The organism is Vibrio sp. 99-70-13A1, assembly GCF_013114625.1.
Lineage (GTDB): Bacteria > Pseudomonadota > Gammaproteobacteria > Enterobacterales > Vibrionaceae > Vibrio.
In genome coordinates this window covers 178,229-205,226 of the sequence record NZ_VTXD01000002.1, presented here as the reverse complement: position 1 = coordinate 205,226, position 26,998 = coordinate 178,229, and the positions used below count along the sequence as shown (strand labels likewise).

Below are 26,998 nucleotides of genomic sequence, written 5' to 3'. Positions count from 1 at the left end.
TTAGTGACTGGAAATCTGTAGTGCAGATTTGTCTTGTTCCTCAAAATACTCTCTAGCAAACAGATCAGAAACCATAGGCTTAGCGAAGAAATAACCTTGCCCGTAATCACAGTCTTGATCTTGCAGTAATGTAGCTTGCTCTTGAGTTTCAATCCCTTCAGCAACCACGCGAATCCCTAATTGGTGAGCCATTAAAATGATGGCAGAACAAAGGGTGTGGGTGTTGGTATTTACATCAGCACCAGAAATAAAACTTCTGTCTATCTTTAGCCCATCTACGGCTAGCTGTTGTAAATACATAAGTGAGGAAAAGCCCGTTCCGAAATCATCTAACCAAACCTCTACGCCTAATTGTCTTAGTGAATCAAGTGCTTTTCTCGCACTTACTTTGTTTTCCATTAAAGTGGTTTCAGTCACTTCAATTTGAATGAGTCGAGATGGTAACTGGTACTTTTTAAGTTGTTCATCAATAAAATTAGAGACTTGCTGATCACGTAATTGGCGTGCTGATACATTCAATGCAACGTGGAAGCTCTCTAAGTTGTGTACCTGATTCCAGCGAGAGAGATTACTGATGACTTCCTCGATCACCCACTCACCTAATCGAACAATTAGCCCGTTAGTTTCTGCAATTGGAATGAACTCATCCGGTCCAATAAACCCTTTCTCAGGGTGAATCCACCTTAGTAGGGCTTCAGCGCCAATGACTTTCCCATTTTTAAGATCAATTTTAGGTTGAAACCAAACCTGAAACTGAGAAAAGTCAGACATTGCTAATTGTAAATCTTGCTCAATAATGACTCGGCGAAGTACTTTCTGTTCCATTTCTTTAGTGAAGTGGCGGAATGTATTCTTCCCACTGGCTTTTGCTGCGTACATCGCAATATCAGCTTGCTTAACTAGCTCTTCTGCTGATATTTCGTCTTCAGAAAGAAAGGCAATACCGATACTGGCACCAATAAAAACGGATTCATGAAGCTCATTAATCAGAATGGGGGTTGAGAGTTCATGCAGTAAGGCTTTGGCGATTTCTGAGGTGTCATCAATACCGTTTACATTCGGGATACAAAGCAAAAATTCATCACCACCAATACGAGCGACTTGTTGATTTATGGGCTCTAGAGCATTAAGGGCATTTAAACGTTCAATAACAGATAAAATTCGCTTGGCTACATGTCTTAAAAGGTCATCACCCGCTTGGTGACCTAAGTTATCGTTTACGTTTTTGAAGCCATCAAGGTCAATAAAGAAGATGGCAGATTGAACGTTATCTTTTCTGCTGCTTTCGATTAAGCTTTCAATATAAGTAATGAAGTTAAGTCGATTTGGCAGTTGGGTCAAAGGGTCGTTATAAGCCAAGAATTCGATACTGTCACTTCGTTGTTTCAGCTTTTCATCCATCTCGTTAAATGCAACTGCCAGCTCACCTAGTTCATCATTACGTTTGATGGTGTTATGGTTTTGATATTCACCTAAACTGATGTGTCGTGATTGAGTTACTAGCTTTTTAATTGGGTCTACAAACTTATTAATTAGGAACGTTAATAAAACCAAACTAACGCAACAGATAATCACAAATGTGGCGGTGAGGATCCTAGAATTCAGATCGTTGCTATTTTGCTTTATATCTAGAACAAGGTTTTTGTGCTCCGTAATGTCTCGTCTAACTGTCTCTAAAGATAAGACTAAAGCCACGCCACCCAATAATTTATTGTCAAGGCTTAATGGGTAGGCGAGCGTTAATGATTTTTCATCGATGTGCAGATATTCTTTTTGCTCAGTTAATATTGATTTTTTCATATCTGGGCGATTGATTGGCTTCCCATAGTCGCTATTTAGCCCGCCGGAGTGGAATATATTTCCCTTAGCATCAAAAACAATGACGTCTTCGATCCCTTTGCTGTTCGAAATAGGCTCAATGAGATACTGCACACCATCAAGATCGAAAAAATACATCGGCTCGACAAGAGAATAAGCCAAAGAATCAATAATGATGGTGGCTTGTTCTTGCGCATACAGTACATATTTTTCTGAAATGATTTCAGAGGTGGAATTTAGAATATTATTTGTGTATTTATGCTTGATATAAAGTTGTGACAGAGTAAGACATGTAATCGTTAAGATTATAAATGTCATGCTGCCTAAAATGATTCGACCCTTTAATTTCATTTTATTTACTACTTGGTGTATGACTAACTAAGGGAGTAATAAGTTCGAGTTTAGAACCAAGTTGATCAATGCTATTTCGATCTTGTTGAGTTAATGCATCAAATTTACTTGTACTTTTAAATGCCATCAACGCTTGTTTTCCCGCAATATCGTCATGGGCATTAAACAGTGTGAGCTTGATGGCTTTTTTCAAATCGGGATTCAGAGTAGAGCGGGTGAGCATAATGGCACGAGGCTGTGGCTGACTTTCGTGGAAAATCATTAACTGAGATTTAATATTATTAGGGACTTCGTCTATCCAATCTAAATTACTGAATACTGACGCCGCCACAATATTGTTGTGAACCCATGACATCATATTCGTCTCATCGCCATAGCGTGAAACTTCATCAGAGAAGAAAAAGCCAATAGAACCTTCTGGTACGCTGTCACGCGGTGAAGTGACTTTATGTAAGTCATAGCCATTTTCAAGCAATGTGATTGCCGGAATCAAAAAAGAGCTCGTTGAACGTTGGTCTTCAAATACAATGATCTGACCTAATAAGTCATCAAAATTATTGATGCCACGATCTTTTCGGGTGAAGAAGATGGAATAATACTCTTTACTCCCTCCTTTCCATTGACGAGCAACCATATCCGCCAACTGCGCTTCTTTTAGCTCATAAGCTGAAAAACTGGTTTCAGAAATTAAGTCTACTTGTCCTGTTCTGAACAATTCTTTCATTTGGTCTAAATCTTTCGCCACTTTTACTTCACCAACAGTGACCCCATGATCCTGTAAATGAGCGGCTAAGTAGTCGGCTAGTTGCTGTGAACGTTTGAAAGCTTTTTTTGGCTTCGAGCTAATAACCCCTAATACAATGCTTGATCTCTGAGGTTCAGTAACATTAGTTTTAAGAGCATTAGCTTCATTAGCATTAGTTTTATTAGCACTAGATTCAATAGCATTAACTTCAATAACACTGGCTTCATTACCATTAGGTGCATCAGCGTAAGAAAGTGGAGATATCAATAACAAGGGCATTAAAATTGCGAAAATAACCCCTGTAATACGAGTAATTACTTTAAAAATTAGAGCCATATCTTCATCCTTACAATCAGAGTAGCAAAAACATATTTTATCACGACAACTTACTGTTCGCTATTCTATAAACGATGCTGTTGAAACTAATTAATGACATCTATTCGTGTGGTAATAGGCGTACTTTACAATGTAAATCAGTATTTCATGGAAGAAGGTTGCATGCTGAGTTTCAAATCGGTCACCAGAACTATATCGACTACCAAACTTTATAATTGTAGTTAATTATGATTGATTTGAGAAATGTAATTATGCAGAGAAATGTAAGCATAGTGCAAAATGGGCTATACATAATAAATTTAGCAAAAAGATGAAGATAGACGTAAAAAACCCACCCTATCAATGAATTAATAGGGTGGATTATCTTGTATTGGTTCTTAAGTTAAGGTTCGAATGATAAAAATCTTAACTATTGAATGATATTTCGAGTTTAACTCGTTACTTCATACCATCAACTTGCTGTTGTAACTGTTCTAGTTGTTGAAGCTTCGCTTTCAAACCAAGTGATTGAGAGCTGATTGATGCTGGGTTCAACATAGTGCCTGTTTGCATTGGGTACTCTGGCAATGTCTTGAAGAATTCGCCTAGAACATCTTGAATTGGTACGAATAGCCACATGTTATCTGCCATCCAACGCATGTACATTGCAGATTCGTGCGGTGCTTTTTCGAATGGGTCAGCACGTAGGTGGATGATTTGAGGCCAGTTCGGTGTAAAGCGTACAGCGCTAACGATGTTACCCTCCATCACTGCAAAGTTGAGCTTCCAATCATTCCAGCGTACCGCGTTCAGCTCACCGTTTGCTGTGAAGTACAGCAGCGATTCACGTGGTCCTTTATCTTCTTTACCAGCTAGGTAAGGCATAAAGTTGTAGCCATCAATGTGAACTTTGAACTCTTTACCGTTAGCTTTGTAGCCTTCTGTAAGTTGCTCTTTCACATCAGGAACACCAGCTGCTGCCAATAGAGTTGGTAGCCAGTCTTGGTGGGCCATCATCTCATTCATTTTTGAACCAGGTTCAATTACACCAGGCCAACGAACAAGTTGCGGCACACGCATTCCGCCTTCCCAAGTTGTACCCTTTTCACCGTAGAATGGTGTGCCACCACCATCAGGCCAAGTTGCAGTTTCTGCACCGTTGTCTGTTGAGTAGATTACGATTGTGTTGTCTGCGATACCTAGGTCATCTAGCTTGTCTAGCAAAATACCAACTTGGTCATCATGCTCTAACATGCCATCCGCATAGATACTCACACCAGATTTACCTTGGTACTTCTCTTGTAGACGAGTCCATACGTGCATGCGAGTCGTGTTGTGCCAAATGAAGAATGGCTTGTCAGCTTTAACCGCCTTTTCCATGAAGGCTAAAGATGTTTCTAGGAACTCTTCATCCGCATGTTCCATACGCTTACGCGTCATAGGACCTGTATCTTCAATTTTACCGTCTGCGTAAGATTTGATTACACCACGAGGTCCGTAGTTCTTACGGAATTCAGGATCTTTCGGGTAGTAATACGTTTCAGGCTCTTCTTCTGCATTTAGGTGGTAAAGGTTACCAAAGAATTCATCAAAACCGTGGTTAGTCGGTAAGTGCTGATCTTGGTCACCTAGGTGGTTTTTACCAAATTGTGCGGTCATGTAGCCTTCGTCTTTCAACAAATCAGCAATGGTTGGAGCCCAATCAGGAATACCGTGCTCAGAGCCTGGCATACCAATTGTAAGCAAACCCGTTCTAAACGGTTCTTGCCCTGTGATGAATGCAGAGCGGCCAGCAGTACAAGATTGCTGACCGTAGTGGTCAGTGAAAAGTGCACCTTCATTCGCGATACGATCAATATTTGGTGTTTCGTATCCCATCATGCCTTGGTTGTAAGCACTGATGTTCCAGTAGCCTATATCATCACCAAAAATGGCAAGAATGTTTGGTTTCTCTGCGGCAATGGCAGCGGTTGAAGAGGCAAGTAAGCCAACGCCAACTGCGATCTTGTTTAAATGATTAGCCATAAGAGGACTCCATCGTCATTAAATGCTGTTGAAATAAACGCACATGCGTTCCTTGGCAAATAATGTAATCAGAAGCCCGTCACCTGTCGTCTTATAGCCACTATAACCAAATGTTATAAAGCTCTATTCCAAGAGTATATTCACCGTTAACCCTTATTTTAAAATGGGTAAAGCCGTTTGATCTTATTTCCACTTTCTTACGTAGAAGAACCTGTGTCACAAATTTTGAATTTGATGTCACAAGACACAATCTATGGAATTAAAAATATTATGTGTGTTGTTGATTAGTAATTGTCTGATTTTTGTTCTATAGGTTAACTGCAGGATGCTACATACTTAGACAAACAGGGGCTTATATGATGTCAATGAAAGGTACCAACCATCGCTTAACTCTACTCGCTGCCATTTTACTCGGGGCGTCGGGAAGCAGTATTGCAGAAGAGAAACCCAACATATTGGTAATCTGGGGCGATGATATTGGGCAGTCGAACATTAGTGCGTACACCTTTGGCTTAATGGGGTATCAAACTCCGAATATCGACAGTATTGCCAAAGAAGGGATGATGTTTACGGATTATTACGGTGAACAATCTTGTACCGCAGGGCGTTCTACTTTTATTACGGGGCAGAGCGTTCTTAGAACGGGACTGAGTAAAGTAGGTTTGCCGGGTGCTGATATTGGTTTACAAGCTGAAGATGCCACGATTGCAGAACTGCTTAAACCAATGGGTTACATGACAGGGCAATTTGGTAAAAATCACTTAGGTGATAAAGACGAGTTTCTTCCAACTGCGCACGGGTTTGACGAATTTTTTGGCAACCTTTACCACCTGAACGCTGAAGAAGAGCCTGAGAATATTGACTACCCACAAGATCCTGAGTTTCGTAAGAAATTTGGTCCGCGTGGTGTGATTAAGTCTTTCGCCGATGGAAAAATTGAAGATACGGGGCCATTAACTCGTAAGCGAATGGAAACGGTGGATGATGAAACTGTAACTGCAGCTATCGACTTCATGGAACGTGCCGTAAAAGCAGAGAAGCCATTCTTTGTTTGGTGGAATGCTACCCGAATGCATTTCCGTACTCATGTAAAACCTGAACTCCAAGGTTCAACAGGTATTAGTGAATACGCTGACGGTATGGTTGAACATGATAATCACGTAGGGGCAATTCTTAAGTCGGTTGATGATTTGGGCATCAAAGACAACACCATTGTTTTCTATTCTACCGATAATGGTCCTCATATGAACTCGTGGCCTGATGCCGGTACAACGCCATTCCGAAGTGAGAAAAATACAAACTGGGAAGGGGCGTACCGTGTTCCTGCAATGGTTCGTTGGCCGGGCAATATCAAACCGGGGCAAGTCTCTAACGAAATTATGCACCACATGGATTGGTTACCTACCTTTGTTGCCGCAGCCGGTGACGATAAAGTCAAAGAGAAGCTTTTGAAAGGGCACAGTGCTGCCGGTAAAGATTTCAAAGTTCACCTTGATGGTTATAACTTCTTGCCTTATTTGAAAGGGGAAGAAACAGAAGGTCGCCGTGATGAAATTTTCTACTTTACCGATGACGGTGATTTAGCCGCACTTCGTTACAACAAGTGGAAAGCGGTATTTATGGAGCAACGAGCGAAAGGGACATTACAAATTTGGGCTGAACCGTTTGTGACTTTAAGAGTACCTAAATTGTTTAACTTAAGAATGGACCCGTATGAAGTCGCCGATGTGACGTCTAATACTTATTACGATTGGCTAATTGACCACGCTTATATGTTTGTACCTGCTCAAGCGTATGTCGCGAAATACCTTGCCACCTTTGAAGAGTTTCCACCTCGACAAAAAGCCGCCAGCTTTGGGTTAGATCAGGTAATGGAAAAACTCCAAGAACCGCATAGTAAGTAGCAACTTTAAGGGCTCTTCGGAGCCCTTTTTATTTCCCTAAACGTATTTAAAGCCGAATTTTCCTTTGAGCTTCTCGTCTCCGAAAAGTGACGAGTTGAAAGAAAATGAGTCTGAAAGTTCAAACTAGAACACAGATCTTATAGATAAACGAATTACCACCCTCAATTGTCATCAAATTAGCCTACGCTTTAGTAGTAACTTATTGTTATTTAAATAAGTTAGTTATCAAAAAGGTGAGTGTTTTATAAAAACCACCATTCAGAATAATAAGAGAATTAAATAACAGCACGAAGCAGGTAAGCGAATAATGACAAGGACAAGTCAGAATATATTGGGTATGGATTTACTACGTAGCGTATTTTTTGTATTGCTTGCCATGCTGGCACTTCAGTTGAAAGCAGACACGGAGCCCGCCTCTGTCAATATTGATAGTTCTATAGGAAGAGATAGTTATGTAGAAAATGATAACTATGTAGAAATTGATAGCTATGTAGAAAACGACGGATATGTAGGAAGCGAGCAATGCATTGATTGCCATAAAGAAGCCTATGAACAGTGGAAAGGCTCTGATCATGAAATGGCAATGAAGCATGCGACTAAAGAAAGCGTGTTAGCCGATTTCAACAATGCGGTATTCGAATTTGAAGGAAAAACGAATCGCTTTTTTAAGCAAGGTGATGAATTCTGGGTCAATATTCAGGGGCCCGATGGAAAGTTCCATGACTACCAAATCAATTACACCTTTGGCTACGACCCACTTCAGCAATACATGGTTGAGTTTGAAGATGGACGAGTGCAGCTGATTCCATTTGCTTGGGACTCAAGAAGTACGGAATCTGGTGGGCAGCGTTGGTATCACTTATACCCAAAAATGAAAGTGACGGACGAATTCTATTGGACCAATACTGGGCAAAATTGGAACTTCATGTGCGCCGATTGTCACTCGACAAACTTAAAGAAAAATTATGACCCTGAGACAAATCGTTATAACTCTACTTGGTCTGAAATCAACGTTGGGTGTGAGGCGTGCCATGGCCCTGCAAATGAACATATGGCGTGGGCAAAGGCTCAAAATTCTAACGAGCCTAACACTAATACTCTTGTCCATTATGGTTTTGACCGTGACTTATCAAAAGCGGTGACGGAATGGGTCTATAAAGATGGCTCTTCTACTTTACAGCCAGCTTCTATCAAGAAAACAGACCAAACGACAGTGTGTGCCCAATGTCATAGCCGCCGAACACAACTGAATGAAGATCAAGCTCATGTAAATGGACACCTGTTAGACAGCTATTTACTCAGCCTAATTACTCCAGAGCTTTATCATAATGACGGGCAGATTTTCGATGAGGATTATGTCTATGGCTCATTCATGCAATCCAAAATGGCAGAAAAAGGCGTAACTTGCACCAACTGCCATAATCCCCATACCTCTAAGCTAGAAGTGCCAGAACAAGCCGTATGTAGCCAGTGTCACCTTGCTTCGGAATACACGCCAGAAAAGCACACGTTCCATACTGCAAATACTGAAGCCTCTCAATGTACCACTTGCCATATGCCAGAAACCACTTACATGGAAGTGGACCCAAGACGCGACCACAGTTGGCAAATTCCAAGACCAGATTTAAGCAAAAATATAGGCACGCCTAACGTGTGTACCAATTGCCATGAAGGCGAAACCAATGAGTGGGCAGATGAAAAGTTAGGTGAGTGGTTCCCTAATTCAAAATACCGAAACCAGCAGCATTTTGCTGTGGCTTTCTATGCGGAAGAAATCAATTACCGCGGTGCAGAAGACGCGCTGTCTTATACCGCTCAAGACTCAAAGCAAAGTGACATTATTCGCGCCTCTGCTTTGCAAAGGTTGGGCAGTTTTACTGGTCAAAATACGCTGGTGGCTTTAGGGAGGGCAGTGAAACATGACAATGAACTGATTCGTTTAGGCACCATTCAAGGTTCTGCTGCATTTTCATTCAGCGACCGCTGGCAGATACTACAGCCATTACTGAATGATCCTGTGTTAGCCATACGTGCGGAAACGGCAGGAGCACTTGCGAACAATTGGCGAGAAGCAAACCCAATGCAAAAAGAGAAACTTGCTAAGCCATTAGATGAGTACATCATGATCCAAACGTTCAATGCCGACAGAGGGTTTGGACGAACCAACTTAGGTAATTTATATCGTGCCCAAGGTCATTATGATAAAGCGATAGAAAGCTATCAGAATGCCATGGTCGTAGAACCATATTTCGCCAATAGCTATGTGAATTTAGCTGATTTGTATCGCACGCAAGGGAATGAGAAACTCGCGTTCGACACCATGAAAAAAGGCATTGCGGCTCAGCCTAGCTCCGGTGCACTCCGCTACAGCGCCGGTTTATCATTACTCAGACAGGGTAACAAAAATGGCGCTTCTGACTACTTTAACCAAGCTACCCAAGTTGAGCCTCAGAATGCTCAATACTGGTATGTGTATGGATTATCCATGGAAACGATCAATGTGGATCAAGCGGCAGGTGCGCTATTCAAAGCATTTGAATTGAGTGGTGATCCTCAGCAACTTTTTGCTCAGTGCGACATGCTTTTAAAATATAAAAAGCCAACAGCCAGTCAATGTATTCAGCGGTTAGAAGGTTTCGCTCCACCTAACATTATTCAAAATCTAAAACAGAGGTTATGACCTGAAATCATAATAAAAGCATAGAGAGTATAACCAATAGTTATCAGCCACTTTAGTAGGATTAAGAATATAAAATTGACTACCCAAAGCTCGTATATTGACTCATTCAGTACGGGCTAACTGATCGTTTAACTTAACGTAGTTTGGAGAACATATGAATCAGGCTCAACAGGCAATTACATCCCTTATTACTCAAGTTGAACAGTCAGTGATAGGGCAAAGCCATGTCGTTCGTTCTTTGGTGATTGGGTTATTAACTAATGGTCATGTGTTATTAGAAGGGTTACCGGGTACAGCAAAAACTCGCTCGGTGAAAGCCTTAGCCGACACGTTACATACATCATTTGGTCGAATTCAATTCACACCAGATCTTTTGCCATCGGATGTCACCGGTACTGAAGTTTACCAAGAGCAAACGGATGAGTTTGGTAAGTCGAAACCAAGTTTACATTTCCAGCCCGGTCCAATTTTTAACAGCATTGTATTGGCTGATGAAATTAACCGAGCACCAGCCAAGGTTCAGGCCGCGTTATTAGAAGCGATGGCAGAAGGCACCATAACTGTTGGCGATCAAACTCATCAATTGCCGGATCTGTTTATGGTGTTAGCGACTCAGAACCCCGTTGAACAAGAAGGGACGTATCCATTGCCTGAAGCTCAAATGGATCGTTTCATCATGAAGATCACGGTGGATTACCCTGAAGACGACGCTGAACTCGACATTATTCGTTTAGTGAGAAGTGAAGAAGTAAGCGCGAAACACACAGTTGTTGATTCTAAAGAAACTTCCATTTCACCTATCGATAAGATTCAGATTGAACCTGCACTTGTCCTTCAAGCGCGTAGAGAACTTCCAACCATAGAAGTATCGGAGATTGTTGAGCGTTATATTGTCGGGCTTGTTATGGCAACTCGTAAACCAGAGCGTTACCCAGAATCCAACCTAGCACGCTGGATAGAGGTTGGTTCTAGCCCAAGAGCGTCAATTGCACTTGATAAATGCGCCCGTGCATATGCATGGTTACAAGGTCGTGATTATGTAGAGCCAGATGACGTTAGAGCAATGGCACATTCAGTGTTGGGGCATAGACACACACTCAGTTATGACGCTTTAGCGGATGGTGTGAGTCATCAGCAAGTGATTGATGAATTGTTGGATCACGTTGTTATTGGGTAGGTCGCTATGAACCATTCTACATTTAGTCATTCAAGAGCGCGTCACTCTGCATTGAATCATTCTGCATCCCTTCAAGATGAACGCATTCACTGTGAATACAGAGGGCTAGTTCGGTTGCAGGCTCAAGCAGAGTCTTTTTCCCTATTACCACAATTAAAAGCGGGCTCAGCTTTATCTGGCCGACATTCCTCCGTATTTAGAGGGCGTGGACTCAACTTTGAAGAGCTACGTCATTATCAGCTTGGTGATGACATTCGCAACCTCGACTGGAAAGTTACCATGCGAACGGGTAAGCCCCATGTACGAGCTTACACTGAAGAAAAAGATCGCAATGTGATCGTCTGTGTTGACCAGCGTTCAAGCATGTACTTTTCGTCTGTCGAAGTGATGAAATCCGTTGTGGCTGCTGAACTGGCGTCACTCACGGCATGGCGAGTGCTTAAAGATAGCGACAGAGTGGGCTTTTTAATGGTATCACCGACTCAAAACTATTGGATGAAGCCAAGACGTTCACAAGCGGATCTTCTGCATCGTCTTAAAAAACTCTCAGAGTTAAACCAAAGCCTTAATGTTGATGTCAAAGACAGTGATCCCACCAGTTTTAGTCAGTTTGTGACTTTGCTAGGTCGGCTGAAATTAAAAGAAGCCACCATCATTATTTTGAGTGATTGGAGCGGTGCCACGCAAGACGATTTAATGCACCTTAAACATCTGCAAAAGCATAATGATGTGCTGGGAGTATTGATCTCTGACCAACTTGAAAGTGAATTCCCTAATCAAGCTTCCTCTTCATTTTTTGATGTTTCTCAAAGTGAATCACTATCAGCTTCAAAGAGCGAGCCAGTTAGAAAGCCTCAAGCGAAGGGAGGACCAGGCTGGGTGGTGGGTAACGGTGAATTACAGCTGAATTTAAATGATCGACAAAAGCTGGATCTTGCAAACCAAGGGTTAAGTGAGCACCAAAGGCTTAAGAAAGATAAGTTGATTCAGTTAATGGCAGCTAAGCGATTACCCTTAATTGAAGTGAATACATCTGGTCAGCATGTTGAACAATTCAAACAAGCGGTGGGAGGGCGACGTTAATGGAACATCAACCTCCTGGAACTTACATCTTACGAGAGTTAAATGATGTTGCGTTGCCTGAACATGTTAGTTGGTTTCCTCAAACCTTAGGCTGGCAAGTGCTCGCATGCGCTATCGCAATTTATGCGATTTATCGAATGGTTAAGTGGTTCCAGAGTTGGTGGGGAAATCGCTACCGTAGAGAAGCGTTAAGTTTACTTTTAGAGATAAAGCAGACTCATTTTTTTGATGACATCTCGATTGAAGAACGAGTTCAGATAGGGCAAGACTACTTTCAAATCATGAAAGCGGTATTGGTGTATTTAAAACCAGAACTCGCGAATAAGCATGGTAAAGCTTTCCTTGCGGCTTTGGATTGCTTCATTTTGAAACCGACTTTTGAAGAAGAATTAGGATACAAGTGGACGGTCTCTCTTTTACAAAAATCTAAAGCATTAACTTCAGAAGAGTTATTAGCATTAACCGCTTTATGCGAATCATGGATTAGAGAGCATTCTTTACAAAACGCTTCTATTTCCAGTGAGGTAAAGCAAAATGGCTGATGCTTCTCTTATTCTTGAATCTACATTTTCAGATGGTGGACTCGTTCTCGATACAAGTCGACTCCTTGGATCTGCTATTACCTTGTCACACCCTTTATGGCTGATAATTCTGCCATTACCCATCATCATTTATTGGTTAATTCCAGCTTATAGAACGAAGCAATCTGCGATTAAAGTGCCGTTTTTTGATGTACTAGTTAAGGCTATCGGAGAGGCTCCAACTGAAGGGGCAAGCCAACTTACTGCCAACTACTGGCAACGAATTATTCTTGTACTTTCATGGGGGTTGGTTGTATTTGCACTCACAAAACCCACTATTTTAGGTGATCCGCAAACGAGAGAAAGTCTAGGGCGAGACATCATGGTTGTGGTCGACTTATCTGGCTCGATGGCGGAAAAAGATTTTGCCTCTTTGCAAAAACCTAGTTTAGATAATTCAAACACTGAGTCTGTGAAATCCGAGATGATTTCACGCTTAGATGCCGCCAAAGAAGTATTGGCTGATTTTGCTAAGACTCGAAAAGGAGATCGCTTAGGCTTAATTCTTTTCGGGGATGCGGCATTCGTGCAAACGCCCTTTACGGCTGATCAAGAAGTATGGCTTGAGTTATTAAACCAAACTGATGTTGCCATGGCAGGGCAAAGTACCCACTTAGGTGACGCTATTGGATTGGCAATTAAAGTGTTTGAAGAAAATCGCCAAGGTTCTAGTTCCTTTGGAAATAAAACGCGAGGAAATAGAACACGTGGAGATAGAACAAATGGAAAACAGGCTGAACTTGCTTCTGAAGTTGAGAAAGTCGTTATCGTTTTGACTGATGGAAATGACACAGGCAGCTATGTAGAACCCATTGATGCTGCAAAAGTCGCTGCCGCGAAAGATGTTCGAATTCATATGATAGCAATGGGTGACCCTGCGACTGTGGGTGAACAAGCCTTAGACATGGAGATCATCGAACGAGTAGCGAAAGAGTCTGGAGGCGAGGCTTTCCAAGCAATCGATAGAACGGCGCTTGATGGAGCCTATCAAGCGATTGGTGAGCTAGAGCCACAATTGTATGAAAGTACCACCTATCGCCCTAAACAAAGTATTCATCAATACCCAATAATGCTGGTGGTGTGCCTGTATTTAACCGCTTTCAGTTTGGCGACGTTACGCCGTTACCGAGCTAAAAAAAGATCTAAAACCAATGCTGTAAATCAGACTGTCTCTGAAACACCAGAAACATCAGAAACGGCAGAAACCATTAAAACGTCAGGAACAACTAAGACAGGAGAGTCACATGTTTGATTCTCAGCTATGGCAACAAATCATTTCACAGTTCCATTTTGTTAGACCGTCGTGGCTATTGGCTATCATTCCTTTGGCTATTGTCGCGTATTTACGTTGGAAGCAAGAGTCATCAGCAGCAATGCATTTAGCGATACCAGAGCACTTACGTAAGGCTTTGACCGTAGGCGATCTTGGTTGGAAAAAACAGTTGCCTCTTAAGTTACTCACAGTATCAATGTTTCTGGCAATTATTGTGTGCGCCGGTCCTACATGGACGAAAGAGCCTTCGCCATTTGGGGAAGATAAAGCATTGCTACTTGTGATTCTGGATTCAAGCCAATCGATGCTTCAAAAGGATTTGGCACCAAGTCGATTAGAGCGATCAAAGCAAAAAATCAGAGATTTAGTCACGCTAAGACAAGGTGGAAAAACAGGGCTGGTCGTTTTTTCAGGTAGTGCGCATATTGCTATGCCGCTGACTAAAGATAATTCCGTTTTTGCACCATTCTTAGCTGCAATTCAGCCAGATATTATGCCTGTGGAAGGTAAGCAAGCTGAGACAGCGTTAGCACTCATTGACGACCAGTTAGGGAACGAGCAAGCAGGGACGGTATTGTTGATCACTGATGGAGCGAACCCTGGAACCATTGCTGCCTATGAGCAATATTTTGAAGAGAGCTCTCATCAATTACTGGTATTGGCTGCGGGTAATTCGGCAGCCGTGAGTGATAGCCCTATGGATTTGTCATCGTTGAAAACACTTGCATCGGAAACCAATGGTCGATTAGTGGAAGTGACCATTGATAACCAAGATATCCAATCATTAGATCGCAGCATTGAACGTCATATGCAGCTGAATAATGAGTCAGCGATGCCATGGAAAGACATGGGCTATTTTTTACTGTTTCCTATGGCTGTGCTGATGCTGTTTTGGTTTAGAAAAGGTTGGTTAGTCCAGTGGTGTTTAGTTGGGGCTGTGTCTATTTCAGCACTTCAACCTGCAACAGCACTGGCTGAAACCGTGAGTTTAAAAGCAGAATCAGAACCTGTTGTAGTGGAGTCGACCTTATGGGACAAGATAAGCCAAGGTTGGCTGGATTTATGGCTAACTCCGGATCAACAAGGGCAATGGTATTTTGAACGCTTTGAGTACCTAGAAGCGGCAAAACACTATGAAGATCCAATGCATAAGGGCATTGCTTACTACTATGCCTCTGAATACCAATTAGCGCATAGTGCCTTTCTTCAGGTGAAAACCGATTTAGGTCTGTTTAACACCGCGAATGCGCTTGCTAGGCAGCGTGAATATCTTGCGGCAAGAGACATATACAAAATGATGCTTGAGCAAGATTTAGATGAAAGCTTGATCCCATTAGTTGAAGGGAATTTACTGGTGATGCAAGGCATTATTGATGAAGTGAATCGTTTTAGTGAAAGCCAAGCGAATACGCCCGAAGGACCTGAAGACTCATTCGAGCTAGGTGATAAACCTCAAACCGGTGATGGAGCGGAAGAGCAAGTCGATTCAGCCATGATGAGAGAAGAGAAACTGAATGCAAATGAAATTCTGGGCAGCCAAGAGCTAGCCGACAAATGGCTACAGCGTGTAGAAGCTGACCCTAAATATTTCTTGAGAGCTAAATTTCAGCTTCAACTTCTTAGCCAAAGCCAAAGCCAAAATCAAAATTTAAAAGATACCAATGAAACCAATAAAGAAAATGAAACAAATATAGCGGGAGAGCAATAGTGAACAACTTTATTCGTGTATTTGTTTATTTTGCGCTTTCGTTCGCTTCGGTATCGTCTTACGGGGCTGACATTGGTCAATTGTTGAAAAATGGCGATGTTGAAATTAAAGCTTGGTTAAGTGACTCATCTCTCGTAGATAAAGACAACGAAGCTGATTTAAACAGTGGGAATAAGAAGAAATCGCCAGCAAATTTTGCAGTGAATGAGCAAATTATCTTATACATCGAAGTGGCGACGCCTCGTTGGTTTACTGGAGGTACACGGATTTCTTCGGTTGAAATTCCCAATGTTGTGGTTAAGCAACGTAATCAATTAGCGACTAACTTTACTGAACGCAGAGTCACCAAAGAAAAGGGCGCTCAAACTTGGTCTCATCAACGTTGGGAAATCACATTATACCCGCAAGATATAGGTCAGTACTGGGTGCCTCAAACCGCAGTTCAGGTACAAGTATCTGCGCCTGATGGCTCAAATGTCGCAGGTGGACTTTACACGCAGCCGCTCAACTTTAACGCTGTACGTCCTTCAGGGTTACTCGCAAATGAGGATGTATGGGTTTCAGCGAGTGACTTAAAAATAGAGCAACATTGGGAACAATCTAATCAGAATGAAACCTTAAAAGTGGGTGATGCGATTACACGAACCGTGACCGTTTCAGGTTCTGATACTTTGGCAATGCTAATTCCGACTTTAATCCCTATGGGTTCTGATTCGGGCTACCAACATTACACGCAACCTAATCAGCTATCAGACACTCAAGTGAGAGGTAACTATCGTTCAACTCGCACTGAAGAAAGCGTGTATGTTTTACAAGATGGAGGAGAACTTAATTTTCCAGCAGTGGATATTCTGTGGTGGAATACTGAGTCACAACAATTAGAAACCTTGAGTGTAGAAGGGCGAACTTATCAAGTTCACCACACCATTCAGTCTTTCATTCAAACATACTGGCAATGGTTCGTTGTTGGAGTCTGTGCTTTGGTTGTTCTTTTGGGGAGTCTGGTGCTGATGATTCGGTATTATCAAACGCATCCATTACCAAGCAAAGTCATGTTTTATCGTGCTTTAAAAGCGGGGGATAGCCCTAAAGCGAGAGTCTTGCTATTTCGTCATTTGAGACAGAAAACTGACCTGTTAGAAATTAAGCAATTGAAGGTTAATAATCAGGAAGCCGTTAATGACAATTGGGAAAGTGATGCCCAGGAATTCCAATCTAAATCAGTGAGCTTTGACCTGGGTTGGAGAATATGGAGAAAGATAAAAACACAAGGAAATAGAGTCGTAATATCAGAAAATAGAATGATAGAAAACCTCGCTAGCCTCTTGTTTATGAAACATAAAGCACTGCCTAACCTTGATTCATTGAGGTTGAGACTAGAAAAAGATCGAAATAAAGAGTAAAGATAAAATTCGGATTGTTTTTATTCCGAATATAAGTCTATGCTGCGAGTACATCGCGAGAGTTAAATTGAGAAAAGACAGTTAATGAAGAGTACCGAATTAAATCTAATCCCTATTTTTGTTGCCATCTATGAAGAACAAAACTTATCTCAAGCTGCAGTAAGAATGGAGATAAGCCAACCCGCTGTGAGTAAGGCGCTCAAAAGGCTACGTGAAATCTATGATGATCACCTGTTTCATCGCAATGCCTCTGGCGTCGAACCTACGACATTCTCTCGTGATATCTACCCTGCAATGTCTGCCGCGTTAAAAAATTTCACTTCTACTTTATCTGCTTCTAGAGATTTTGATCCGAAAACATCGAACCGAATTTTTTCTGTAGCAGCGGTGTCTGTTGCTGGGTATTTCTTGATTCCAGAATTGATTAAACAAATGCGAAATGAAGCGCCGAATATAGCATTAGAAGTTCACCCTTTATTTACGGAAGACCATGAAACTGACCTTCGTTTACAGCGCTATGACTTAGTCATAGATATGGCGCCCCGTGGTCGTAATTTACTGAAGTCTGAAGTGATTTATTCAGAGCATTTGAATGTGGTGTGTAGAAAAGATCACCCAAGATTAAAAGATTCAATTACTCAGGAAGAGTTCTTTAATGAAGAGCATGTTGTTGTCTCACGTTGGCATAGCCGACGCAGTTTACTGACTGCTGATGATATTTCAGAATTAGAAAAGCGTAAAATAGTGGTGCGTGCAGCAGGTGCAATAGAGATGCTGCCGATAATCGGTAAAAGTGACATGATTGGTATTTTGCCTAAGTCGACAATTCACTCTTTTGCAGATCTATTTAACGTTAGGTCTATACCTCTGCCATTTGAACAAGGTGAGCTTGATCTTTGCTCTATTTGGCACCCAAGCCGCACCGCAGAAAGTGGTCACAAATGGTTAAGACAGCAGATTCAAAAAGTCTCTAAGAACCAAGTGGTCGCAAGAACGTAATCATGACAAGTCAGTCTATTGAGAGAACTGATATTGTGAGTGCAGCTATTGTGAATACAGCTAGACTAACGGTAAGCACTAAGTAAAGTGCATACTAGGATGAACTTAACATTAAAGTAAATTGAATCATGTACTTAGTCTTATATTGCCATAATGTTGGGATGACGGAATTTTCCTTCTTTGAAACGGAAGATTTTGATGTTGAAGAAGGTTATACCGTGCGTGGTAAATGGCCGAATACTCAAGCCTTTTTAGATTACTTGCCTAAAGAGTTCCCAGACCTTTCAGGTTTCAAAGTGATCGATTTAATGAGTGAAGGACCGAAGGCTGAGTCGTATAGTCAGCAGCAACTTCAAGGTATCGCTAACGAGTTAGCCTAGGTATTTAAGCGCGCTAACTTTGTCTTAATACAATCGTTTATTTTACCTATAAAGAGCAGCGAATATCGCTGCTCTTTTTATTTATCTGAACGTTAGCCAATCAATGAAACTACGTTCATTGCTTTATTGCTTTAACTAGCTAGTCATCCATCACTTCAGAGAGAACCTGACCAATAGCGCCACTAGGCTGAGTAATGCCCAGTTTGTTTGATAGCGTAGGGGCAATATCATACGGCGTGATTTCATGCGTTATCTTATTCGATTCAATATCGAAGCCCGCAAAAATTACCGGTACATGAGTATCGTAGCGCCATGGTGAACCATGAGTAGAAGCAATGGTTAAGCCATCCATATCATTGATATAAGTTCTTGGAGCAAAAACTAAGTAGACATCACCAGAGCGCTGAGGGTGGTAGTTGTTTTTGACCAGTTGCATCACTCGCGTATCGGGCAATTGGTTGTTTTGCACATCGGTACTGGTGACAGCAAACGCAACCCCTTTTACTTTTGATACTTCATCAGCAACCACAGCTTGAACCTTGGCTAACTCGACACCTTTTTTCGAGATAACATCATGGTTAAGGTAAACATAAGGTTGAGCGTATAAACGAATGGCTTCTTTACCTAATCCAAATTCTGATTTTAAACGGCTCATCAACTTACCACTCATTAAGGTTTCTTGGTCGAAGTAATTGGCTTGGTTGTAACCTAAAGCATTCACTGTTGGTGAGGCTTCTGGCACTCCATGGTCTGCGGATAAAACAATGAGCGTATTTTTTAGACCAACTTGTGCGTCCACATCGTTCAGTAACTTAGCAATGGTTCGGTCAAGACGTATTAAATTATCTTCAGTTTCTAAGCTTGATGGACCATACATGTGAATGACATAGTCGTTTGCTGAAAAACTGACAGCAAGATAGTCAGTGAACTTCCCTTTACCGAGCTGCTCTTCTTTAAGCAGCGTACTGGCAAAATTTGCTGTTAGCTCATCACCAGCAGGGCTAAGGGTTAGCATGGTACTGTAGTACTTAAAGCTTGCAGGGCCGTAAGGATGTGGGAAGGTTCTTTTGAAGCCTGCCAAATCGACTTTATACTCAGGGTCACCTTCTTCTAAAGTATATTGATTACTGTCTAAAGAAAGCTCCCAGCGCTTGCCTGAATATTCATTCGCCAGCTTTTTGCTATTCCAATTTGTTACCCACTCAGGGTATTCCTCATAGTAATAATTACTAGTCACAAATTCAGATTGTGCTTTAGAGAACCAGAAGGCTTTACCAGAATGACCCGCCAGTGATATTGCCCCGCGGTCTTTCACTGACACTGAGAATATTTTTGAAGCGCCGTTACTCGATACAGCGAGTTCATCGCTAAACGTTGTTGAAAGGATCGGCTCTGGAGAGCGACCATCTTTGGTGGCTACTTTTTGAGTAGGATCTATTTCGGTTGCTTGATTCACACCCGCACCAGATGTCAGCATGTTGTAGTTTTCATCTTCAACGTTGTAGACAAGGCGTTCTTCATTTCTGTCATACCAGACGTTTCCAACCATGCCGTGAACACTTGGAGGAGCGCCTGTTGCCAGTGAAACGTGACCGACAATGGTTTCAGTGTTCCCGTGCTGATAATGAGCATTTGTGTAGTAAGCCCCTTCTTCCATCAGATAGCGAAAACCAGCTTGCCCAAAATTTGATTTATAACGTTCGAGAAGATCACCACGTAACCCATCCACCGTGATCTGCAAAACCAATTTAGGTTGCTGGTCATTTGCAACTGCTTGTAAGGGCGATAACAAAGCTCCGGCTAATACGGCTCCGGATAATAAAGAAACCGCTAACGTTGAATTGCCTTTTCGCTTTGTATTTGAAGGTTTAAGAACACTGTGCGATTTTAATGTGGTTAATGGATGGAAATTGGTTAAGCTCGTTTTATTCATAATCAGATCCCTTGCCGGAAGAACGTTAGGTATAGCTGAATCTTTCGGTTCACTTGTTGGTGGAAATAGCTTTAGCTGACTTGAGCTGCACACGACTTTTAGTTCTGATACTCACAGCTCATTAATGCTAAAGCTTTCACTGCTTATTTAGCATCCCTAACGAGTCGTAATCCCATGTCAGACATAATTATAGACTGACTTGCAAAGTCTCTTCGGTAATTTTCAGATTCATTCGCATCGTATGAAAAGCTTCCACCTCTCACTGACTTATGTGCGAGTCCAATTTTCGAATCATGTGCATTGCTTGGGTTGTCTGAAGGTGAGTAACGGTAGAAAGTGTCGTCGAAAGCATCAATAACAAATTCGCCGACATTACCTGTCATATCGTAAAGCCCTAGTTCATTAGGTAATTTACTGCCAACAGGTTGCGCTTGGTTATTAGCATTTTCTGAATACCAAGCCACATCCTCAATATTATTTGAACCACTATAAATATACCCCTGGCTCAAGTTTCCACCACGAGCTGCAAATTCCCATTCCGCTTCAGTAGGCAGGCGGTAGTTTTCATTAGTCAGCTCATTCAGCTTTTCAATAAAGTAATTCGCTTGCTGCCAGCTTAAGTTATTCACAGGAATGTCTGGTGAAGGGAAGTAACTGAGTGAAGACCCCATCACTGATTCAAATAGAGATTGAGTGACTTCAAATTTAGACATGTAAAAGCTATCGACAGACACAAGGTGCGCTGGTTGTTCGCTTGATTTCGCTTCCTGCGCATTTGATCCCATAGTGAATTCACCACCTTCTACCTTGACCATATCCTGTTCAATAAGGGTCGCGGTTGGGTGGGGGGCAAAGCTACTACAACCCACTAATGTTGACGCCAAAACTATCACTGCACCCATTACCATTTTGGTTTTAAGTGGTTGCGGAGAAGCCGGTTTTTTACTGTGAGAATGTACTGGATTTGATGTGAACATAGTCGCCTCAATTGCTCATAATGTATGCATCCATAATACCTGCAAACCACTTTCCAAAATGGAATAACCTCTATAACAATCCACAAGTGCAAGAGACGTTTATTATTAAGCGGTCACCATTTTTGAATAGGCAAAACCACTATGATTCTGACTCAAGGCCCTCAATTTAATGGAAAAGCGTCTAAGCGTTTACACGTGATGGCGAAGCCGATTGGAGCGGCTTGTAATATCGATTGCACCTATTGTTATTACTTAAGCAAGCAAGATTTACTTGAGTATAAGAAAGGCTGCTCACCAAGAATGGATGACGAAACGTTAGAGACGTATATCCGCCAATATATCGAAGGGCAAAACACGCCAGAAATTATATTTTCATGGCAGGGTGGTGAACCAACCATGCTTGGCTTGGAATATTTCGAAAAAATTGTATTACTCCAGAAAAAGTACCAACCCTCAGGCATCAAGATTTCAAATGATCTCCAAACCAATGGCACATTGCTCAATGACGAGTGGTGTGAATTCCTTGCGAAAAATAGTTTCCTCATTGGGCTTAGTATTGATGGTCCTGAGCTTTTGCATAACACCTATCGAACCAACAAAGCAGGTCGCGGTACTTTTAAACAAGTGATGAAGGCGGTGGAGCTGCTTCATAAACATGATGTGAAGTTTGCCACGCTGACCTGCGTGAACAATTTAACAAGTCAAAACCCGCTTGAGGTTTATCGCTTCCTACGTGATGTGGTGAAGTCACCTCAAATGCAGTTCATCCCGATTGTGGAACAAAAAACCTTTAGAACGGATGCGCCTCAAATTGTTGGTGAAGGACAAACTGGGCAGGCTAACGAACAGTTACGCCAAGGCGATAAACGTTTAATTCCAGGTCATAAAGATTCGGTGGTGGAGTCTTGGTGCGTGTCAGATGAAGCGTGGGGCAACTTTCTAATTGCAGTATTTGATGAGTGGGCTCGCCAAGATATTGGCAAAGTATTTGTGCAGTATTTTGAAGCCAGTATTGAAACTTGGATGGGTCGTCAGAACCCATTATGTACCTTAGGTGAAGTGTGTGGCAAAGGCTTAGCAATGGAACCTACAGGCGATGTGTTTGCTTGTGACCACTATGTTTACCCAGAATTCAAAATTGGCAATATCAATCAACGCAGTTTAGATGACATGGCGTTTGACAAAAAGCAGCAAGAATTTGGATTTGCTAAATCACGTAGCCTAACGAGTCAATGCCAAAAATGTGAATACCGCTTTGCTTGTCATGGTGAATGCCCGAAAAATAGATTCATCCGAACCAGAGATGGCGAACCGGGGCTTAATTATTTGTGTGCGGGTTGGAAGAAATTTTTCAGCCATGCTGATCGCTCGATTGCTTATATCTTAAGAGCGATGAAGCACCCGGTTAAACACGGCAAGTACAGTGATTCTGAGCTGCAAGTTGCGCGCGAAAAGGCGATAGCTGAAAGAGCATCACTTGCGCAGAACACAAGCTCAGCCTCTGCTTTCCCTACAAAATTTTAGGTGGATAACATAATGAAAAAACACATCACACTTAGTTTAGCTAGCCTAATTTTTATGGGCGCATTTAACGCTGTCGCTGAACCAACGATTGATTCGCAAGATCTAAATACTCATTCGCAAGACCTAAAGAGTCAAACCTCTACCTCGACTCAAAACAGCATGCCAGAGCAACAATTGGCTTACCAAGCGCAAGACATGCGAGAGTCAACCAGTGTTCGAGCTGATGCACTAAGACAGCTTGCCAGTTACCCAAGTCAAAGTAGTTTAGTCGCCGTTGCAAGAGGCTTAAAAGATCAGTCTGAAGAAGTAAGAGAGTCGGCGGTTATAGGAGCTGAACCGTACCAATTTACTAACCGTTGGAGAATGGTTTCTCCGTTACTTAAAGATTCGGCTAAACGTGTTCGCATTACCGCAACAACCAGTTTGATCCGTGATTACGGCAATATGACAGAAGAGCAACAGAAAGCTATTGAAACCCCAGTTGAAGAGTTGATTGCGTATTTAAAAACCAAGCCAGACTCAGCAACCAGTTTGCTGCTAGCTGATGTGTATCGCTGGCATAAAGAGTGGGATAAGGCTGAAACTCTGTATTTATCTTTGCTCAATCCGAAAGTAGATGGCAGCAGTACCGTTACTGACCCTCAAGTTTGGTTAAGTTATGCCGACAATTACAGAGCCCAAGAGCAAGACGAACAAGCACTAAAAGTACTTGATAATGCACTCGCTTTATTTGCAGATAATGCTGCACTTTATTATTCAAAATCTCTCACGTTAGTGAGGCTGGATGATAAAAAGCAAGCCGCAGATGCTATTCAAATAGCGGCTGAACTGGAACCTAAAAATAGTTATTACTGGTATTTGAATGGGGTACTTCAAGAAACATTCGATATCGATAAATCGACTCAATCTTTTGAGCAAGCCTATTTAATTTCAGGTGCTCCAGAGCAGCTTTACGCGGTATGTGACATTTATACACGCTATAGCCACCCTAAAACAGATGAATGCTTATCTGAATTAGAAAAAGTGGCACCTCCATACGTGATTCAGCAGCTAAAAGAGCAAAGACCAAAAACGGTAAGTTAACTTTAATCATTTAATCATTTAATCATTGATCTTAATTTATCGTCTCGATGTAGACCTAGATTTAGCTATCTATTCCATAATATGACATTACGTAAAGTGATGACTTAGCTGCTCAATATGGGGAGCCTAAGTCATCACCTTATGTCATCGACATAATTTTTGGAGCTTAGATTCATTTTATATTTGTAATGCGGAAGCAACAATGAACGCTCGATTTTCCATTTTATCCCTTTCATTAGCTGCAGCTTTTTCTGTAAATGCTAGTGGTATCTTTTTACAAGAAGCAGTGACAGCCAATGCTGGTACTGCTGGAGCTGGTGATGGGGTTTATACTCAATCGGCTGCTGCAATGTGGGTGAACCCTGCAACTATGTCCCATATGGGGAAAAGCCTGACCACATTTAATACGTTAGCTTTTGATATTGAAATGGAATATCAAGACAAAGGTAATGATAACGGTGAAGCGAGCACATTTATGCCGTCTGCAGGGGCATTCCATGCTCACCAAGTCAGCGATAAAGTGCACCTCGGATTAGCTTTAGGTGCGGTAGGTGGTTCAAGCTTAAGTTATGGAACCGATTGGGCAGGAGCCAGTCTTTTAGACAGCATTACACTGACTGCGATGCAACTTAACCCGAGTTTGAGTTATAAGCTCAATGAGCAATGGTCATTCGGGGCTGGCGCACAAATCAGCTGGGCGGCGTTAGAGCAATCAACGAATTTAGTCACGGCAAAGCAAGATACTGATTGGGCATATGGTTTCAATTTAGGCATGATGTATCGACATGATGATACATGGTCTGTTGGGGCGAGTTACCGTTCTAAACTTGAACATGATTTCAATATGAAGGTAAAAACCAGTTTGCCGACTTCTGCTTTAAACAACTTAAAAACTGACATCATTGTTCCAGAAATTATCGATATTAGCGGAAGTTACGCTTACACGGACAAGCTAAACCTATTGGCAAGTGTACAATTTCACCGTTGGAGCCAATGGGACACCACGACTCTTGATCTAGATTCAAGTACTGGGTCAGGTGCCAGTGTTGAAATTGAGAGAGATTGGGATGATGTTTGGAAATTTGCATTAGGTGCTGATTACGAGCTGAATTCAGATTGGCGTTTAAAAGCAGGTATCTCATATGAAACATCACCGCAAGATGACCCAACCAAGCAGTGGGTCGATTTACCGGTAGGTGAGCAGTACCGATATTCAGTTGGGGCATCGACCCAATGGGATCACATCACAGTCGATATGTTCTATGAATACGCTGACCTTGGTTCTGTCGATATGAACAGGCGCGGAGTAGAAGGCAGCTTTGACGGTAGAGTTCACTTCGTGGGTATGAGCTTCAGTTTTTAAATTTGATTCAAGACACTTCAATTATGCACTCTTCGAATAGTACGAAGGGTGCATTTTTATATCTGATTTCTATGTTTGCGTTTTATGTTTGAACTGAATTCGTAGCTTAGAACGGGCGAGTTTTTGGCTCATGATAGCGCTTTAAATTCATCATAAGTGCTACTGATAGAATCTAAGCCTACAGCCAGAACATCTGAATAAGCCAGTACTGCACCATTATTTTTTGCCTCATACATTGCAACATCTGCATTGTGTAAGGTGCGTTCAACAGACATACCTGAAAGCGACTGGTAGTGATCCACCCCGATACTAGTCGACACAGAAAAATAATTGTTTAGATAGCAAATAGGCGTTGTTACCGCTTCTTGAATTTCTTTGGCTAAGCTTTCCGTTTTGAGTATGTCGAACTTGCCTTCAAGAAGGATCACAAACTCATCCCCTCCTAGCCTAAAAAGCCTTTGTGTTTTGGTTGGTAACAATTCACTTAATTTGCCTGCAACTTCGATAAGTAATTGGTCACCAGCGGCGTGACCGTAAGTGTCATTGATTCTTTTGAAGCCGTTCAAATCAAGCATCATGACCGTAAGTTCTTCCAGTGCGGTTTTTTTACAGTTTTGAATGTACTGGTTAAAACAGTAGCGGTTGGAAATACGAGTCAGAGAATCGGTTAACAAAAGGTTTTCGGATTCTTGTTTAGCCAGAATAAAGTCCGTTATATCGAGAGCGGAACATTCAATTTCCCCATCAATCACTTCACTTCGGTTGACCTGGAAATAACGCTTTTCATCGTTGATCATGAGAGAGTATTCAAAACTTTCAGTTGACGACGAATGGATCAAGCTGTCGATGAATAGCTTTAATTCAGCGCTTTTGTTTTTCCGTGGAACCGGCTGAAAAATCTCTGTAAATTTGTTATTCGCACGTAAAATTCGACCCGTTTCTATTTTAATAACAAAGAGACTTACTTGAGTAATGTTATAGGTCCTAGAATGCTTTTCTTCGCTTATTTTTAACTGAGAAATGGAGCCTTTCAACTTGACTCGCATAATCTCAAGGGAATTAAAAATCGCTGTGATTTCTAGGTAGTTAGAGTCAGTTTTTGATGGGGTGTGGTAATCACCATTGGCAATTTGAAACGCAAGTTTTTGGAGTTGGCTAAATGGCGTTTTAAGTGCACCTAAAATAATACGGCTGAACACCAATGAAACAGAGACGAGCAATATCACCAAGATAGCAATACGAGGAACAATGGTTGTGATGATCCCATTTACAAATGCGTTGTTATCTTTTACTACCGTCAGTACACCAATTTGTTGGTCATGCGTGTTGGTGATGGGGTAGGTGATCACTTCGATATGCTTTGGATCTATCTGACTATTCACCACTTCAGCCATGGTCATCGCATATAGCATAGAGTCAAGCTTAACCGACACAATATAATCGAGTTGAGATATTTGTGTGGTTACCAGCTCCGCGGCGAGCAAATCAAATTGAGACAGTGCTTTTTTTGAATCTAAAAGCTGCTGTGAAACGACTCGGTCATACAGTTTGCTTTTCACTTCATGCTCAATATAGAGATCTTTAGCGATGTCAAAGCCACCAAAAATCACCACTGGAATCATGGTAAGCAGTAAATAAACGGAGATAACGTAAGAAGACAGTTTTTTCATATCATT

19 protein-coding genes are annotated in these 26,998 nt (G+C 41.8%); 13 read left to right on the top strand and 6 right to left on the bottom strand.

Going from position 1 to position 26,998, the window contains the following annotated elements; all coding sequences use genetic code 11:
- The 3 genes from F0226_RS02620 to F0226_RS02610 form a co-directional block, all read right to left on the bottom strand.
- The gene (locus F0226_RS02620; protein ID WP_171734157.1) at window positions 1–2,169 is read right to left on the bottom strand and encodes an EAL domain-containing protein; all 2,169 of its coding nucleotides are present in this window, start codon (window positions 2,167–2,169) and stop codon (window positions 1–3) included.
- 1 nt (window position 2,170) lies between these two features.
- Entirely contained in the window at window positions 2,171–3,250 is a 1,080-nt protein-coding gene (locus F0226_RS02615) for a phosphate/phosphite/phosphonate ABC transporter substrate-binding protein (protein ID WP_171734156.1), read from the bottom strand.
- Window positions 3,251–3,688: 438 nt separating this feature from the next.
- On the bottom strand, window positions 3,689–5,254 hold the full coding sequence (locus F0226_RS02610) for an arylsulfatase (RefSeq protein WP_171734155.1): 1,566 nt from the start codon (window positions 5,252–5,254) through the stop codon (window positions 3,689–3,691).
- Window positions 5,255–5,610: 356 nt separating this feature from the next.
- Between F0226_RS02610 and F0226_RS02605 the strand changes: the two genes are divergently transcribed.
- From F0226_RS02605 to F0226_RS02560, 10 genes are all read left to right on the top strand, one after another.
- Window positions 5,611–7,158 carry an arylsulfatase gene (locus F0226_RS02605; protein WP_171734154.1) on the top strand — a complete coding sequence of 516 codons (1,548 nt, stop codon included), beginning with the start codon at window positions 5,611–5,613 and terminating at the stop codon, window positions 7,156–7,158.
- 307 nt (window positions 7,159–7,465) lie between these two features.
- Window positions 7,466–9,838, top strand: coding sequence for a tetratricopeptide repeat protein (locus F0226_RS02600; protein ID WP_253820736.1), 2,373 nt, complete (start codon window positions 7,466–7,468; stop codon window positions 9,836–9,838).
- 154 nt (window positions 9,839–9,992) lie between these two features.
- Window positions 9,993–11,015 (top strand): MoxR family ATPase, encoded by a 1,023-nt coding sequence (locus F0226_RS02595; RefSeq protein WP_171734153.1) that lies wholly within the window; start codon window positions 9,993–9,995, stop codon window positions 11,013–11,015.
- 6 nt (window positions 11,016–11,021) lie between these two features.
- Window positions 11,022–12,098: a DUF58 domain-containing protein gene (locus F0226_RS02590; protein ID WP_171734152.1), complete on the top strand. Its 1,077-nt coding sequence runs from the start codon at window positions 11,022–11,024 to the stop codon at window positions 12,096–12,098.
- Window positions 12,098–12,640 (top strand): DUF4381 domain-containing protein, encoded by a 543-nt coding sequence (locus tag F0226_RS02585; protein ID WP_171734151.1) that lies wholly within the window; start codon window positions 12,098–12,100, stop codon window positions 12,638–12,640. The genes F0226_RS02590 and F0226_RS02585 overlap by 1 nt, the downstream gene beginning before the upstream one ends.
- Window positions 12,633–13,931: a VWA domain-containing protein gene (locus F0226_RS02580; RefSeq protein WP_171734150.1), complete on the top strand. Its 1,299-nt coding sequence runs from the start codon at window positions 12,633–12,635 to the stop codon at window positions 13,929–13,931. The genes F0226_RS02585 and F0226_RS02580 overlap by 8 nt, the downstream gene beginning before the upstream one ends.
- Window positions 13,924–15,660, top strand: coding sequence for a VWA domain-containing protein (locus F0226_RS02575; protein WP_171734149.1), 1,737 nt, complete (start codon window positions 13,924–13,926; stop codon window positions 15,658–15,660). The genes F0226_RS02580 and F0226_RS02575 overlap by 8 nt, the downstream gene beginning before the upstream one ends.
- Window positions 15,660–17,063, top strand: a complete 1,404-nt coding sequence (locus tag F0226_RS02570; RefSeq protein ID WP_171734148.1) for a BatD family protein — start codon at window positions 15,660–15,662, stop codon at window positions 17,061–17,063. Before F0226_RS02575 ends, F0226_RS02570 begins: the two co-directional genes overlap by 1 nt.
- An 84-nt stretch (window positions 17,064–17,147) precedes the next feature.
- Window positions 17,148–18,062, top strand: a complete 915-nt coding sequence (locus F0226_RS02565) for a LysR family transcriptional regulator (RefSeq protein WP_171734147.1) — start codon at window positions 17,148–17,150, stop codon at window positions 18,060–18,062.
- Window positions 18,063–18,190: 128 nt separating this feature from the next.
- On the top strand, window positions 18,191–18,442 hold the full coding sequence (locus F0226_RS02560; RefSeq protein WP_171734146.1) for a hypothetical protein: 252 nt from the start codon (window positions 18,191–18,193) through the stop codon (window positions 18,440–18,442).
- Between the two features lie 139 nt (window positions 18,443–18,581).
- Here the strand turns inward: F0226_RS02560 and F0226_RS02555 are convergent, their stop codons facing one another.
- Window positions 18,582–20,375: an alkaline phosphatase family protein gene (locus F0226_RS02555; RefSeq protein ID WP_171734145.1), complete on the bottom strand. Its 1,794-nt coding sequence runs from the start codon at window positions 20,373–20,375 to the stop codon at window positions 18,582–18,584.
- A 143-nt stretch (window positions 20,376–20,518) separates the two neighbouring features.
- A complete protein-coding gene (locus F0226_RS02550) occupies window positions 20,519–21,283 on the bottom strand; it encodes an SUMF1/EgtB/PvdO family nonheme iron enzyme (RefSeq protein ID WP_171734312.1) in 765 nt (254 codons plus the stop codon).
- 210 nt (window positions 21,284–21,493) lie between these two features.
- Here F0226_RS02550 and F0226_RS02545 point away from each other — a divergent pair, with 210 nt between their 5' ends.
- From F0226_RS02545 to F0226_RS02535, 3 genes are all read left to right on the top strand, one after another.
- Window positions 21,494–22,876, top strand: coding sequence for an anaerobic sulfatase maturase (locus tag F0226_RS02545; protein ID WP_171734144.1), 1,383 nt, complete (start codon window positions 21,494–21,496; stop codon window positions 22,874–22,876).
- 9 nt (window positions 22,877–22,885) lie between these two features.
- Window positions 22,886–23,959, top strand: coding sequence for a hypothetical protein (locus tag F0226_RS02540; protein ID WP_171734311.1), 1,074 nt, complete (start codon window positions 22,886–22,888; stop codon window positions 23,957–23,959).
- A gap of 202 nt (window positions 23,960–24,161) precedes the next feature.
- Complete coding sequence (locus F0226_RS02535; RefSeq protein WP_171734143.1) at window positions 24,162–25,322, top strand: outer membrane protein transport protein; 1,161 nt, start codon at window positions 24,162–24,164, stop codon at window positions 25,320–25,322.
- Between the two features lie 128 nt (window positions 25,323–25,450).
- On the opposite strand, the gene F0226_RS02530 is transcribed toward F0226_RS02535, so the two are convergent.
- Complete coding sequence (locus F0226_RS02530) at window positions 25,451–26,992, bottom strand: GGDEF domain-containing protein (RefSeq protein ID WP_171734142.1); 1,542 nt, start codon at window positions 26,990–26,992, stop codon at window positions 25,451–25,453.
- Between the last annotated feature and the right edge of the window lie 6 nt (window positions 26,993–26,998).